General features: G+C 43.6%; 8 protein-coding genes and 1 tRNA gene. 7 read left to right on the top strand and 2 right to left on the bottom strand.

Annotation, left to right across the window (positions count from 1 at the left end; genetic code table 11):
• Positions 1-146: 146 nt before the first annotated feature.
• The 4 genes from QUA38_RS05425 (at position 147) to cheB (ending at position 7,760) form a co-directional block, all read left to right on the top strand.
• Positions 147-1,607 carry a methyl-accepting chemotaxis protein gene (locus QUA38_RS05425; protein WP_333159885.1) on the top strand — a complete coding sequence of 487 codons (1,461 nt, stop codon included), beginning with the start codon at positions 147-149 and terminating at the stop codon, positions 1,605-1,607.
• 324 nt (positions 1,608-1,931) lie between these two features.
• Positions 1,932-3,815 (top strand): methyl-accepting chemotaxis protein, encoded by a 1,884-nt coding sequence (locus QUA38_RS05420; protein ID WP_333159883.1) that lies wholly within the window; start codon positions 1,932-1,934, stop codon positions 3,813-3,815.
• Positions 3,816-3,920: 105 nt separating this feature from the next.
• Positions 3,921-6,416, top strand: coding sequence for a hybrid sensor histidine kinase/response regulator (locus tag QUA38_RS05415; protein WP_333159931.1), 2,496 nt, complete (start codon positions 3,921-3,923; stop codon positions 6,414-6,416).
• 258 nt (positions 6,417-6,674) lie between these two features.
• Positions 6,675-7,760 carry a chemotaxis-specific protein-glutamate methyltransferase CheB gene (gene cheB, locus QUA38_RS05410; protein ID WP_333159882.1) on the top strand — a complete coding sequence of 362 codons (1,086 nt, stop codon included), beginning with the start codon at positions 6,675-6,677 and terminating at the stop codon, positions 7,758-7,760.
• Between the two features lie 147 nt (positions 7,761-7,907).
• Here cheB and QUA38_RS05405 read toward each other — a convergent pair whose 3' ends face one another.
• On the bottom strand, positions 7,908-8,294 hold the full coding sequence (locus tag QUA38_RS05405; protein ID WP_015175702.1) for a response regulator: 387 nt from the start codon (positions 8,292-8,294) through the stop codon (positions 7,908-7,910).
• Positions 8,295-9,037: 743 nt separating this feature from the next.
• Here QUA38_RS05405 and QUA38_RS05400 point away from each other — a divergent pair.
• A complete protein-coding gene (locus tag QUA38_RS05400) occupies positions 9,038-11,842 on the top strand; it encodes a GAF domain-containing protein (protein WP_333159880.1) in 2,805 nt (934 codons plus the stop codon).
• Positions 11,843-11,943: 101 nt separating this feature from the next.
• Positions 11,944-12,015, top strand: a tRNA-Gln gene (locus QUA38_RS05395).
• A 477-nt stretch (positions 12,016-12,492) separates the two neighbouring features.
• On the opposite strand, the gene QUA38_RS05390 is transcribed toward QUA38_RS05395, so the two are convergent.
• Entirely contained in the window at positions 12,493-13,998 is a 1,506-nt protein-coding gene (locus QUA38_RS05390; RefSeq protein ID WP_333159878.1) for a serine hydrolase, read from the bottom strand.
• A 179-nt stretch (positions 13,999-14,177) separates the two neighbouring features.
• Between QUA38_RS05390 and QUA38_RS05385 the strand changes: the two genes are divergently transcribed.
• Positions 14,178-15,076 (top strand): N-acetylmuramoyl-L-alanine amidase-like domain-containing protein (locus QUA38_RS05385; RefSeq protein WP_333159876.1); only part of this gene is annotated, 899 nt, incomplete at its 3' end.

The raw sequence follows: 15,076 nt of genomic DNA, 5'->3' as shown, positions 1-15,076 counted from the left end.
CAACGATGGGGGGATGCGACGGAGATCTCTGAGGAATAAATAGTTTTAACCCAAGCGTATTGAGTTATACCAAATCCGCTTTTCAAGCGAGATTTAACTAAGCAATCTAATTTGTGTATTCACGTGCTTAAATTAAGGAGAAAAATATGTTTTCTAAGTTAATAAAATTAAATATTAGAAATAGAATGCTGCTGGCCTATGTAGCGCCCGCAACTATATACTTGGGTTTTCCCGTGCTAGTTTATACAACTACTAATCATGTGTTGAATAATTTTGCAGAAGTAGAAAGGATAGAAAATGTGATCAGAGACACAAATGATATGTCCGCAGGTGCTGAACAAATGGTACGGGGAATGCGCGGGTATTTAATTAATAAAAATCCGCAGTTTTTAAATGATTTTAAGACAGGTGGAGAATTAGCTCGTGAGTCGGGAAATAGTGCGGAGTTGAAGATGGAAAATCCTGAACAGAGAATGCGTTTAGAGAAGATGCTAGAACTATGCAACGAATATTATGACGGTTCTAGCGAAATAGTTGCTTTATTACAAAAAAATAATAGAACTGCTGCCTTGGCTCTCTTTAACACCGGAAAACAGACACAATTTGTGGATGAATTTGTGGAAATAAATAAGCAATTTCGCGACATAGAAGTAAAAGCGATTAAGCAAGCTACAGAAAAAACGAAGCAATCTTTAGTTTTCTTGATCTCGGCATTGGTATTTGGTTCCGTGTTTTTATTGGTGTTAGGTGCGGTTATAGCTTGGCTGATTTCATCAGGAATTGCCCAAACTATAGATCGCGCAATTAGCTCGATCGCCTCTTCTTCCACTGAAATTGCAGCCACGGTGGAAGAACAGGAACGCATGGCAAGTCAGCAAGCAGCTTCCGTAAATCAAACTACTACTACAATGGACGAATTAGGAGCATCTTCCAGGGCGACATCACAGCAGATAGAAACAGCCGTGGTTCAAGCAATGCAAGCTTTGAATTTAGCTGGGGGTGGCACAAAAGCTGTAGAACAAACTTTAGAAGCAATGGCAACTCTGAAAACTAAAGTTCAGGATATCCAAGGACAAATTATAGAGTTGAGCGAACAAACAGATCACATTGGTAATATCTCAACTTTAGTTAGCGATTTGGCCAATCAAACTAATATGTTAGCCCTCAATGCTGCTGTTGAAGCTGTGCGGGCGGGAGAACACGGTAAGGGTTTTGGCGTGGTGGCGTCAGAAATTCGCAAACTTGCCGATCGCAGTAAAAAGTCAGGAGTTCAAATTAATCTATTAGTTGCTGATATTCAAAAGGCGATTAACTCAACGGTAATGGTGACAGACGAAGGAACTAAAACAGTGGAATCCGGCGTGAACATTGCCTCAGAAACCGCAGCGGCATTTGCAGGAGTTGCCAATGCCATTAACAATGTGGTTTTGAGCTCTCAGCAAATTTCGCTGAATGCCAAACAGCAATCGATCGCGATCGAACAGGTAGTGCAAGCTATGAACTCTCTCAATCAAGCCGCAGCCCAAACCGCTTGCGGTATTAGTCAAACTAAAGTCGGCACTCAAAAATTGAATGAAGCAGCCTTAGATTTGAAGGCAGTTTTGTAGGAAATCGATGAATTATGAGTAGTTCCCAAAAAGTGCCAAATATATCCTTAAGAATTAAACCAATCGCTTTGGTGATCGACCTCGCTACAATTCCAGCGACATTAACGGGAGTAATAACTTGTTTCTGGTCAAATAAAAACCTCATCTTAAATCAGCATTGTAGTTAGTTGTGAGTTGTGAGTTATGATTAGGGAGTTGTTATTTTTTCTTTACTACCCATTCCCAATTCCCAATACTTCAGCTACGCGATCGCACAATTTTCCAATTTCCTATACTTAGACTATGCGAGCGTACAAATTACCAGTAACCAATTTATAGTAACCAATGATTAACAAATTTTTCCAAAAAATGCAGCACCGACTGTTGCTACTCCTAATTTTAAGTACCTTGATTCCAGTATCTATTGTTGGTTGGTATGGAATTTATTCTTCAACAGAAGCACTGCAAAATTTAGCATTAACAACCCTTAGTGACAGTGTTAATTCTACCGCAAATCAAATGATTAACAAATTTGAGAATATGAGAGCAGATATTTTGTTTCTCCCTAAAACTCCCCCTGTTCAGGGAATGATTAGAGCTAAAGAAGGAAATGGAGTAGACAAACAAACTAATTCAACTTATAAAGATTGGCTTTATCGAATGCAACTCACATTTTTAGCTATGATGGAAGCCAAGCCATATTATATGCAATTGCGTTACATAGATAACAGTGGCAAGGAGATCGTGCGCGTAGATTCTGACGGCACAAATATCCAAATTATTCCAGAGTCTAAACTACAAAATAAAGCAGACAGAGATTACTTTATGGCGACTATGAAGCTAAAATCAGGAGAAGTCTATGTGTCTTCTTTAGAGCTAAATCAAGAAAGGGGGAAAATAGAAATTCCTTACAAGCCAACAATTCGCTACGCAATTCCAATTTTTAATCCCAAAGGAGAAAGACAAGGTGTTTTGATTAGCAATGCTCTGGGTAGCACTCTGATCGATAGGGTTAAAAATTTTAATCATGAATTCTCAGATCAATCTTTTATCTTAAATCAAGATGGATATTATCTGGCTCATCCCAATCCTAAAAAAGCATGGGGATTAGAACTTAAAACCAAGGAAAATGTCAAAAACGATTATTCAGCAGAAATTGTTGCTAAAATACTCTCAGGTGGTGAGGGAAATATTGATAATAGGGATCTAGTGATTAGTTATAATACAGTTTTTCCCAGCCAAGAAAATACAAATAAATATTTAGTAATCGTGGATAGTTCACCCAAGAAAATGCTGTTTTCTTCTATTGATTTTCTTCAGAAAATCGCAGCTATTATTGCTATTATTTCTCTGGCTGTGGTGCTGGGATTTGGATGGTTTTTTTTGCAAAAAATAGTTGCTCTAATTCGGGGTTTGATTTACGAGATATCGTCATTTTCAAGGCAAATAGAGTCTAATATGAACAGGCAAGAGCAAATAGCAAATAGACAATTTTTCTCGGTTAATCAAACAACTATAACTCTAGAAAATTTGGGCAGAGCTTCTCAGGAAACAGCCGAGCAAGCTGAGTCTGTTGCCGTTGCCGCTCGCCAAGCTTTAAATCTAGCCGAAGAAGGTACTAAAAAGGTAGATCAAACTCTCAATCAAATGCTGAATCTTAGAGAAGCTGTGGTGGCAATTTCTAAGCAAAATCATCGACTCGACGACAGCACGAGTCAGATTGGCAATATATCGACTCTCGCAAGTTTGGTTAGCGATTTAGCCAGCCAAACTAATATGCTGGCTCTCAACGCCGCTGTTGAAGCAGTCAGAGCCGGCGAGTACGGTAAAGGTTTTGGGGTGGTAGCAAGCGAAATTCGTAAGTTAGCAGATGAAAGCCAAGAAGCAGCACAGAAGATTAATGGTATTATTCCAGAAATTAAGGGTGCGATCGACTCAACGGTGAAAGCAACTGAAGATAGTCGGAAAACGGTTGCAGAAGGGGTGAAAACAGCACAAGATACGGCAGAAGCTTTTACGGGTGTGAGGGAAGCTTGCAATATGGTGTTTGCTAGCAACCAGCAAATTTCCTTTAACGTTAAACAGCAGGCGATCGCGATTCAGCAAGTAGGTGATGCTATGAGTTCTCTGAAGGAATCCGCGTCTCAAACAGTCAGCGGTATTACTCAAGTTAAAATCGGTACTCAACAACTCACAGAAGCTGCATTGAATCTTAAAGAAGTAGTCTAGTCATTAGTCATTAATCATTAGTAAGCGACAGATTATTCAACGTAATTATCATTACTAATTACCCATGAACCATGTTCAAATACCTATTACTCAAAAACATATATGATGATTGAAGATGAAGAACTTCGAGATGTATTTAAAGTCGCGAGTCAAGAACACTTACAGAAACTAGACGACGGATTGCTGTACTTAGAACAACATCCGAGCGACTTAGGTAAGTTAGAACAATTGTTGCGAGAAACCCATTCTCTTAAAGGTGATGCTGGGATGCTAGGGGTAAAAGATGTAGCATCTTTAGCTCATCAAATGGAGCATATTTTGGGAGACCTCAAGCGGGGAGAAACTCAACTGAATTCGGATATTAGCGATCGACTTTCGCAAGGTTTAGAAGCCATGCGGAAACTCGTTAACGAAGCCGTTACCGGGGAAGATTCCGGCGTTAATACTTTTTACATCCTCGCTAGCATGATGGGTGCTTCTAGTCAGCCACAACCACAGGCAGCAGCCTCAAAATTAGATCTCTCATCTTCACAAGTACCAGAACAACCTTTGGTAAAACCGCAATTTACTGAGCCTGCTACTCAAGAACTAGAAACAAATGTTGCAACTTCTCAAGTTCTTAACTTAGAGAAAAATTCCTCTTTTTTACACTTACAATCCAAGCCAGAATTTCTAGTGGAAGCTCAAAACTTGCCTGCACCTTCTGAACCAGCCACTGCGTCGGCTTCGCAGTCGGCAGTTACTGCCTCCTCAACCTCATCTTACCGCATTGAAACCATTCGCGTTGCTACTCAAAATTTAGACGATTTAATGACTCAAGCGGGGGAACTTACTGTCACAAAAACTCGGCTAGGACACCGAGTTGCAGAGATAGAACAAATTACAACTTTGTGGGAAGAGTGGAGCCGAGAATATTTTGTAACGAGGTTGACTGTTGATCGGATGCAAATAGATGAAAACGGTATTAAAGCCAACGGTAAATTTAGCCAATTGCAGGATTACTATCAACGTACAGAAGAACGTTTAGAAAGTCTCGGAACTTTAGTTAACCACTTGAAAAATCGAGTTTATGAAGATACTGCCAGACTAGAATTAATCGCTGAGGCATTAGAATCAGGAATTCGCACTTTGAGACTGCTGCCTTTGTCTACTATTTTTAATTTATTTCCTCGAACTGTTCGAGACTTAGCGAAACGGGAAGGTAAAGAAGTTGCGTTGGTGATCGAAGGAGGCGAAACTACAGCCGATAAACGCATTTTAGAGGAAATGAAAGATCCTTTAATGCACATGATTAGAAATTCGATAGACCACGGTATTGAGACTGTTGAGGAGCGGAAAAAACTAGGTAAACCTCCCGTGGCTACTCTCCGAATTAAAGGCTATAATATTGCTAGCAACATTATTATTGAGGTTGCTGATGATGGCCGGGGACTAAATCGAGAGAGCATTGAACAAACGGCGGTAAAACGGAATATTTGTACACTTGAAAAACTGGCAGAAATGACAGAAAATCAAATACAGTCTTTGATTTTTACTCCAGGTTTTTCAACCAAGAAATTTGTTACCGAAGTATCGGGGCGCGGGGTAGGTTTAGATGTAGTTCGGACTAATGTTGAAGCCCTAAAAGGTAGTATCCAAGTAGAGTCTTTGCCGGGTAGAGGATGCACTTTTAGACTGCAAATTAGCACGTCTTTAGCTACAGCAAATGTATTAATTGTCATAGTTGAAGATATTCCTTATGCTCTACCAGTCGAGTTTGTAGACACGGCTAAACAGGTGTCTCCGTCTGAGATATTTGCTATAGAAGGTAAGGAAACTATACTTTCAAACGGTCAGCCTCTGTCAGTTGCTCATCTAACAGATTTACTAGAATTAAACAATAGACAAGGGGGGCAAAAAAATCAGTGTTTTAGGCAGGAAAACGGGAGCGAAGCTCTGAGAAAAAACCAAAACTACTTCCTAAACTCAACTTCTTCAAAAATGCCTTGTATTGTTTTGAAAGTCGGGGAGGAAAGATTGGGATTATTTGTAGATGCTTTGATAGACGAACAAGATGTGGTGATGAAACCTCAAAGTCAATTGCTGAAACGAGTGCGAAATGTTTCGGGTGCCACAATTCTGGGTACTGGGGAAGTTTGTATGGTACTCAATCCCCACGATTTGATAAAATCTGTACGCCAGCAAGTTTCCTCCCGTATGGTTCCTGGTGGGCGATCGCAACTTGAGACTGCCAGCAGAAAACAAGTTATACTATTAGCAGAAGACTCGATCGCCACGCGCACTCAAGAAAAGCGCATCCTGGAAGGTGCGGGTTACGAAGTTGTGACTGCGGTAGACGGATTGGATGCTTTCCATAAATTAAAAACTCGCAATTTTGATGCTGTGATTTCTGACATACAAATGCCAAATTTAGACGGTTTGGCTCTGACTATAAAAATTCGGGAGCAAAAAGAATACAGTGAGTTGCCGATAATTTTAGTGACATCTTTGGCATCGGATGAAGATAGAAAAAGAGGAGCTGATGCGGGGGCAAATGCTTATATTCCTAAAGGTACTTTCAATCAAGATGTGTTGGTAGATACACTAAAAAGGTTAGTTTAGTCATGAGTCATTACTCCTTGGTTATTAGGCATTTGTTATCTACTACCAATTAGCAAGACCCAATACCCAGTACCCAGTGCATCGATGCTTAATACCCAATACTTTGACTACGCGGTTACTGAGCTAGTTGTACTAAGCTTAGCCACTCGCTCTGCGCGGCTTGCCCGCTCACGAAGCCCAAGGGAAGTAAGTCGTAGGGCATTACAAGTGCCTAATTTCCCATTCTCCATTTCTCATTCCCCATTTTCCAGCAAACAGATGTTATCGCCCATTAAACTATTGTTAGTTGAAGATTCTCCAGTAGTTACGATCGTCCTCAAACGAATTTTTGAGTCCTCGCCAGATATCCAAGTTGTAGGAACCGCTTGCAACGGACTAGAAGGACTAGAATTAATCCCCAAACTTCAACCCCAAGTAATCTGTACCGATTTGAACATGGCACCAATGAACGGGTTAGAATTTACGGAAGAAGTAATGAAGAAATATCCGCTACCAATTTTAGTAATTAGTGCTTCAGTGCAAGCGAATGATACTCAGAATGTATTTCAAGTGTTAAAGGCTGGTGCATTGGATGTTTTTCCTAAACCCATGGGCGGGCTGGTATCAGATTACGCTCTTCTAGCCAATCAATTAATAGCTAAGGTTAAAATACTCTCAGGAGTTAAAGTATTTACACGGCATCAAAAAAAGATGCTAACACCAGAGAATAATCCCATTGTAAAAATCACTGAAGCACCAGTTTCTAATTACAAGTTTTCCAACGAAAATGTTAAATCTCCCACTATTAAAATATTGGCTATAGGGGCTTCTACAGGGGGACCGCAAGCACTATATACAATTATTTCTAAACTTCCAGCTAGTTTTCCAGTACCTATAATTTGTGTCCAGCACATCAGCGAGGGTTTTTTGCAAGGATTAGTTGATTGGCTGGGTTGTGAATCGAAAGTGCCTGTTAAGATAGCTTCTTTTGGGGAATTACCACAACCAGGAACTGTTTATTTCCCGCCAGAAAAACGTCATTTAGAATTGGACTCTCAAGGGCGATTTGTTTATTCAGAAGCTGGTCATGCCGCGGGACACTGCCCTTCTGTAACCGTGACATTTAAGTCAGTAGCTAATTTTTATAGTCGGGGAGCGGCGGGGGTTTTGCTGACAGGAATGGGTAGAGATGGTGCCGACGGAATGTTGGCGATTGCCAGACAAGGGGGGTTGACAATCGCCCAAGACGAAGCTAGCTGCATTGTCTTCGGAATGCCCAAGGAGGCGATCGCCCTCGGTGCCGCCCAATATATTCTACCTGTCAGTGCGATCGCTCCCCTACTCCTGGCTAAATTAAAAATTTAGGACTTAGCTCGCAAATTGTGCAGAATACCCCGCCGCCAGACTTGTTAAAGAAGTCAAGGTTCAGAGAGTACAATCGCAACTTTTTACTTCATTAATTACTCAAATTACTTCATTAATTGCTCACAACTAATTTTATTCTAAGTCCGCTTATTTGATTTTGATAAACTTACCAATTACCTCGCGCAACTTATCAGCATCAAACGGCTTAGTTAAATACTCTGTTGCTCCCGCCAAACGCCCCTGTACCTTATCAAAGGCTCCATCTCGCGCTGTCAGCATTACGATCGGCAAATTCTGAAACTGAGGCAAGCTCCGCACCGTGCGGCAGAGTTCCAATCCGTCAATACCAGGCATCGAAACATCCAGCAACAAAACAGAAATTTGTTCGTGATAAATAGTTGACAAAGCATCCACTGCATTGTCGGTTACGAGAACTCTAAACTCTTTGCTTAAGGCCTGTTTAACAAGTCCTTGCATCACGACGCTATCATCAACTGCCAAAATAGTTGGTACTTGACTGCTACTTGCAGACATATTCTTCTCCCTGTTTATTTATAGTTCTTGAAAATACAAAACATACTTCCTGCAGTTATTTTTTGAGGGTTGCCTCTACACAATAATTGTCAACCCCGTTGGAGCGTTAGTTGAAACATTACCCCTGTTTTTTTACCTCAAACTCGAAAAAAGGAATTGGGAGAGTGGTCGATCGGCAATTACAACAGTTGCCCAATGTGCATCCGGGCCCAGAAACCCTAAAGGTCGAGTTTGAACAACTATTGTTACAAAGTTTAACATCTTACCAATCTTTTGTAATTTATCTCCTAACAGTAGTTGAACTCCCCGCTAAGGCACAGCTCGGTAAAGGACACTGGTATTGTGGCACAAACCCCTGATTTAAATCTACCAGCAAGCCAGCTACCCACGATTAGAAAAGTCTGTTAAAATACAATTAAACTGATAAAAAAATTCTAGGTAAGCAATAGTCATATATTTTGGAAAGCGGCTTCCTCCCAACAGATGCTCTTAAATTTAGAGAGCCGGAGGTATTCAAAAGCATAGTCAACTGGAAGTATAATTTATATAGTCTTAGATTTGGGGTGCTCTAACTCCGATAACTCAAAAGTTTCCCGATCAGTCAAGAGGTTAGTCTGAATTCGGCGCAAGCAACCTGCGCCGAATTTGCGCCCAGAGTCTCCCAGCACAGAATTCATAGCTTGTTTTTCAAGGGAAGTATTGAGAAGGGCGGTTGCCAGCAACTAGACGGGCAGTTACATATTATGAAAGCACCCTTGCCTCTTGGTAAAAAAGTGTTCAAGCTCCATAACATTGACTTGTATCAACTTCTCGGCTCTGCTCCAGACGCTTGCTTGGACAATTTGGTAGGTTTGGCAGCTCAATTCAGCCGAACTCCTATTGCTTTCTTGAGCTTGATTGACGGTAATCGCCACTGGTTGAAGTCGCAGTTAGGTATCGATCGAACTTTGGCCCACCGTTACCTGAATTTTTGCAATCGCGCCCTGAACCAAACTCCCGAAGAGTTCGCCCAGAGATCAAACTCAAACTCAGAATTTGACCGAGCAATTTCCCTGCAACAACCGCCAGTTGCTCCCGAATTGGCGATCGAACTCCCTATAAATTCCTTTAAAGAACTGCCCGCCGCCATTGTCCGAGACGCTTCCACAGATGTGAGATTTGGCGAACACCCGCTGATCGTTTTCTACCCCTTCGTGAAATTTTACGCTGGAATCCCAGTTGTCAGCTCTGATGGCCAGGTGCTGGGAGTGCTCTCCGTCATGGACTCGGTGCCGCGAGACTTGACAAAAGAAACGATAGAAGCTCTACAAGCTTTGAGTCGGCAAGTTGCGAGTTTGGTGGAGCTGCGCTGGCAATTACTCAAAGCCCAGAAACCGTTGGCAGAGGTAGAAGATATCACCTCCAACAGCCAGCAAATCTCGGAGTTAGTTCCTGGCTCGAACCGTGACAGCTTGTGTGCGGTACATACGCCACAGAGCAGCATGAGAATATACGCAACAAAAAAGCTCCCGACGCTCGATGAAACAGGCAAACCTCAATATTTGTGGGAAACTTCAGCGAGCATCGGGCGTGCAGACGATACCAAACAAATCCAAGAAATCGTTGTGGGCTCCTGGGACATCTCCGATCGCCAACTAACGGCCGCCTCGCTAGAAGAGCGATTGCGCTTGGGAGCTCTGCAAGCTAAAGTCGGTGCCGCCCTCGGACAAGGTGGGAAAATATCGCCCATCCTCCACCGCTGCACCGAGGCAATGGTAGATTACCTCGACGCCAAAGAGGCAAGTATCTGGACGTTCAACCCGCAGACAGAGCAGTTAGAATTGCAGGCGGATTCAGGACTCACCACCGAAGGGTGGCAACGGGAAATAGAAGATTGGGTGCGAGCAGAACCGGGAAAACTCCAAACGGCTCCTGTATGCCTACTGTCGAACCCGTCTCTCTGCGCCATTGCTTATCCGCTGATAGTGGAGGAGCGGCTGGTGGGAGTGATGGCTCTGTGGAGCAGCGCTTTGGTAAGCGAGGGAGCGCTAGAAGTTCTGAGCTGCATGGCTAACGCTATCGCCGTGGCGATCGATCGCATCACGGCCCGAGAAGAATTGTTGAGCCGCCGGGAAGGCTTGCTGTTCGGTCTCGCCAGCCAGATGCGAAATTCCCTCGACCTCGACAAAATTTTAGATACGGCTGTCAACGAAATTCGCAGCTTGTTGCAGGTTGACCAGTGCTACTTTTTGTGGTACTCCATCTCGCGAGACGGGCAGCCAAGCTTTGCAATCACCCACGAGGCGGCAAATCCCGAACTGAAAGAGCGATTGACAGAATACCCGATCGAACAAGTAACCCTGCTGGCTGAGAAAATTTGCCACCGCCAAACGCTCCGCATCGGAGACGCGGCAACAGCACTCTGCATCGAACAGCCGACGCGAGATTTTTTGACCAGTATCGGGATTGTTTCTAACCTGCTGCTGCCGCTCAAGACTCGCTCCGGTCAAATGGGGGCTGTAGTTTGCAACCATTACAGCAGCCACCGTTCCTGGGCGACGAGCGAAGTGGAATTGCTGCAAGCGGTGGTGGATCAACTGGCGATCGCGATCGACCAAGCCGAACTCTACGCCCAAACCCGCGCGGCAGCCTTAGCCGCTCAAACTCAAGCCCGCCAACTGACCGAAACTTTGCAGCAGTTGCAGCAGAAAGAAGCTCAGCTCATCCAAAACGAAAAAATGTCCTCTCTGGGTCAAATGGTCGCCGGCGTCGCCCACGAAATTAACAATCCGGTTAATTTTATTTACGGCAACTTGACTTATTGCAAGCAGTACATGAAAAATCTGCTGGATTTGCTGCACTTGTATCAAAAGCACTACCCCGAGCCTTGCCCTGAAATTCTCGACAAAAGCGGAGAAATCGATGTTGATTTCATAGCGCCGGATTTGCTGAAAATTCTGTCTTCAATAGAGATGGGAACTGAACGAATCCGCCAAATTGTCCTGTCTCTGCGGAACTTTGCGCGGCACGACGAAGCCGAGATGAAGCTGGTGGACATTCACGAAGGGATTGACAGCACGCTGCTGATTTTGCAGAGCCGCTTGAAGTCAAATGGCCTAATACCGGGAATTGAGGTAATTAAAGACTACGGCAACTTGCCGAAGGTAGAGTGCTATCCCGGACAGCTCAACCAAGTATTTATGAATATTTTGGCGAATGCGATCGACTCTTTGGAAAATCAGCCCCCACCCAAGACGATTAAAATCTCGACGGCGGTGGTGGGCCCAAACTCGGAGGCTGATGATTCAGGAAAGTCAAGCGGTCAAGTTGTGGTGATTCGGATTCAAGACAGCGGGCCCGGATTGGCAGAAAAAGCTAAATGCCACTTGTTTGACCCTTTCTTTACCACTAAACCTGTGGGCAAGGGTACGGGACTTGGCTTGTCTATCAGCTACCAGATTGTGGTGGAAAAACACGGAGGAAGCTTGAACTGTATCTCGAAACCAGGAGAGGGAGCGGATTTCAGGATTGAAATCCCGGTAGCTCGCCCGCGTGCGCTCAAAGAATAAACCTGGGGGCGATCGGTTTCAAAAAGATTTTTTAAATTTTATTGTCAAAATGCTTGACAGATTGCTGTGTTTGAATGTTAAGATAGTGAAGGTTAAGACGTTGGGGCGTCGCCAAGTGGTAAGGCAGCGGGTTTTGGTCCCGCCATTCAGAGGTTCGAATCCTTTCGCCCCAGTTAAATTGTGTCAGGTCAATCAATTATTTAACTCATCGTTTAGAGTTAGTTATTGACAGACGATAGAAAAAAGACTCCATAACTACAAACCTAATTAGGACTTGCTCACAGGATATAAGAAATCGGCTTTCTTGCTGCGGCTTTTACCTAAAAGCCTAGATTTGTGGTCAAGAAATTGGTTTTTTTGGTTGTCAGTACCCTTTTTTGGCAGAAACCGTTGTTTTTGCGTAAGATCACTTCTGAGTACACCGGAATTGTAAAATCGAGTCAACATTCAACACTCATATCAAATCGGGTGGCATTGGAATGATTAAACCGCTCTTGACGCCGAAAAAACAGAGAAAGAGAACACAGAGATGAATAATTCCGATGCTACCGGATTTGATATCAACCATCCTTCCGTTTTTCGACTAACAGTCAACAGTCAACTTTTCGACTAACAGTCAACAGTCAACAGTCAACCCGCGCTACTCCATATCACTGCACAGTGCTGGGGCCACGAGCATTTAGTCGATCGAAAACGTATCGGGAAATTGCCGGAAATGCTGTTTCGTCTTTGGCATAAGCCGGATCGTCTGCAAAAACAACTAAGATATAAATCGCGCGATCGTCTAAAGTTCTCACAAATGCCGCTTCGCTGCGGGATTTGGAAGTATAGCCTACTTTGGAACCAAAATAAATATTAGTTGGTAAAGATTCGCCGAGAAATCCTTGTATCGAATTGCTAGGGTCATTTTTCCACGCTTTGGGGTCTAAATCTCTCGTCAACAAGTAAGCCATTTTGCGGCTTGCGACGCTAGAAACAGCTTGCCTAGTATAGATTTCATATATTAATCTGGCGGCTTGGTCGGTAGTTACTTGATTGCGAATCGGCTGGGAAGCATCGCCCCGCAATTGCAAGTCGCGACCCAGAGGACCTTCTTGCCTCAAATAGTATATGGGATAATTTTTGGTGCTTATACGAATATCATTGTAGCCTGCAGACTGGAAAAATGTGTTAATTTGAGTGCGCTTTTTCAGCCAGGTTTGCAATTCTTCTCCTGCGAGCCGTCCGCCGGATTTTGTATCTGTGATTTTGTCTAAAAGCCTGCTGGCAGCATCGTTGTTGGAGACGCGAATCATTTGATCTAGGTCGTTTTTAAAGGTAGATTCTCGTTGCGTAATAATGCCTTTTTCTATGGCTGAGTAAAAGGCTGCCATCCAAAATAACTTGGCAACGCTAGCGGGAAATCGGAGAGTTTGATTTTGATATCCGGCGAAGGTGTGAGTTTTGGGATTGCTAACATCAAATAAGGTAATTGATAGCCGTTCTGCAGGCAATCCTTTGCTGGTTGCAATTTTCACAGATTCATCAACAATCCCTTGCAATTCTTGAGAGTAAACGGGATTGGGAGGTGTTTTGATGTTGTAGCTAAAGGTAGGCTCGCTTTGACGAGCGGCTAAATTTTCCGATGGTTCAATTGTCGGAGGCGAGAGTGCTTCTTGAGGCGAGACGGCCTGTTGAGCCAAGATGACGGGCGGTTCTGGGGGACGGCGAATTCTGAAGGGTATTGTGACAATCCAACCGATCGCGATCGCCCCGGCAATTAAGCACAGGATGTTACGGTATTTTAACCGAGAAAATTTCGTCCTCACTCGGCGACGGGATTGGACTGGGCCTTCGCTGCTTTGGCGTCGGCGTCCGACTTGGCGCTGGCTGCTTTGGCGTCGGGATTGGATTAGACCTGTTGCATCAATCTTAGCTCGATCGGTCAACCGCAGATACAAGGCAGATGAACGCAGATGAACCCAGATAATTTCAAGAATTGAGAGCGACTTTTGCAAGAGGTCTATGGGGCGTCGGGTCTGGATTGGGCGACGAGATGGGACTGGGCGCTCGGTGCTTTGGCGTCGGGACTGGACTGGACGCTCGCTGCTTTGGCGTCGGGACTCGATTGGGCGTTGTTGGGGCCCGATGGGGCGGCGTCGGCGTTCTACTTGCATTACAGTTTTGTGCTATCAAACTCGCACGATCAGTTTATAATAGGGCGGCATCTAAATGACAAGTGTATCGATCTAGTCCGCTGTTGCCAATTTTATCGGTCTACTAGGCTGATTGAGACTTCTAGTAATTGTAAAATTTTCAGGATAGCACTGAGTTGAAGCAAAATCCTTTGAAAAACATGAGAATTTTTTGTAGTCTGGCTGTTTTGGGATTTGCGATCGTCGGCGTGAATAATTCTTTGATACCTGATGTTTGGGCATTTCAGTCTCAATCTGCTACGGGATATGTTGTCGAGCGACAAACAGCTGGACAGGGCGCGGATTTAGCGTTTTCCTTGAGGGGAAAAAGCGAAAATCTGGAAATAACAAACAAGCAAACTGTTTCCAGTTTTCCGAGTATGTTGTGGGACTTCAACAATTTAGCGGAAATTTCCTATTCCGAATTGCTGAAGGTGCTGGCGAGACGACCTGAATCAGATAATCCGGAGAGAGAAACCGTTGCACAGCCTGAAGACATAGCACGTTTTGAAAAGGTGGTACAGTATGCAAAACAACAAAATTTACACGATCGCTCGATGGGAGAAATCGTCCAGGCGATCGCCGATAATTTCCTAGGAAAGCCCTATGCCGCTGGTTTGCTGGACGAATCCGGCGAAGAAAAGTTGATCGTGACTTTGAATAAATTTGATTGCGTTTTGTTTGTAGAAACCGTTTTGGCGATCGCCAGGGGCATAGCAGTACAAGATTACGACTATCAAAATTTTGTCAATCGCATAGAAGAACAGCGGTATTTAAACGGTAAAATGAACGGTTATTGCAGCAGACTGCACTATTTTTCCGAATGGATTAATGACAATCAAAAACGGCAAACTGTGGAAAATATCACCGTTGAATTAGGTGGAGTACCCATGAATAAAACACTAAATTTCATGAGCCAGCACCGCAGCAGTTACGCGCAAATGGTCAAAGACGAAGCAACTTATCAGTGTATAGTTAGCCAAGAAGCAGAATTAGCCAAAACTACTGTTAATTACATCCCGACAAATCGGATAAAAAGTGTTTATTCTCAGTTAAAACC

Origin of the sequence: Microcoleus sp. Pol12B4, assembly GCF_036701385.1 — a bacterium.
Classification (GTDB): Bacteria; Cyanobacteriota; Cyanobacteriia; order Cyanobacteriales; family Microcoleaceae; genus Microcoleus.
The sequence above is the reverse complement of the archived record's forward strand: the minus strand, read 5'-3'. Positions and strand labels throughout refer to the sequence as shown.

Bases quoted from the DNA above. Each gene is read 5' to 3' on its own strand.
- QUA38_RS05425 (WP_333159885.1), top strand. From the start codon at position 147: ATGTTTTCTAAGTTAATAAAATTAAATATTAGAAATAGAATGCTGCTG.
- QUA38_RS05420 (WP_333159883.1), top strand. From the start codon at position 1,932: ATGATTAACAAATTTTTCCAAAAAATGCAGCACCGACTGTTGCTACTC.
- QUA38_RS05415 (WP_333159931.1), top strand. From the start codon at position 3,921: ATGATTGAAGATGAAGAACTTCGAGATGTATTTAAAGTCGCGAGTCAA.
- cheB (WP_333159882.1), top strand. From the start codon at position 6,675: ATGTTATCGCCCATTAAACTATTGTTAGTTGAAGATTCTCCAGTAGTT.
- QUA38_RS05405 (WP_015175702.1), bottom strand. From the start codon at position 8,294: ATGTCTGCAAGTAGCAGTCAAGTACCAACTATTTTGGCAGTTGATGAT.
- QUA38_RS05400 (WP_333159880.1), top strand. From the start codon at position 9,038: ATGAAAGCACCCTTGCCTCTTGGTAAAAAAGTGTTCAAGCTCCATAAC.
- QUA38_RS05390 (WP_333159878.1), bottom strand. From the start codon at position 13,998: ATGCAAGTAGAACGCCGACGCCGCCCCATCGGGCCCCAACAACGCCCA.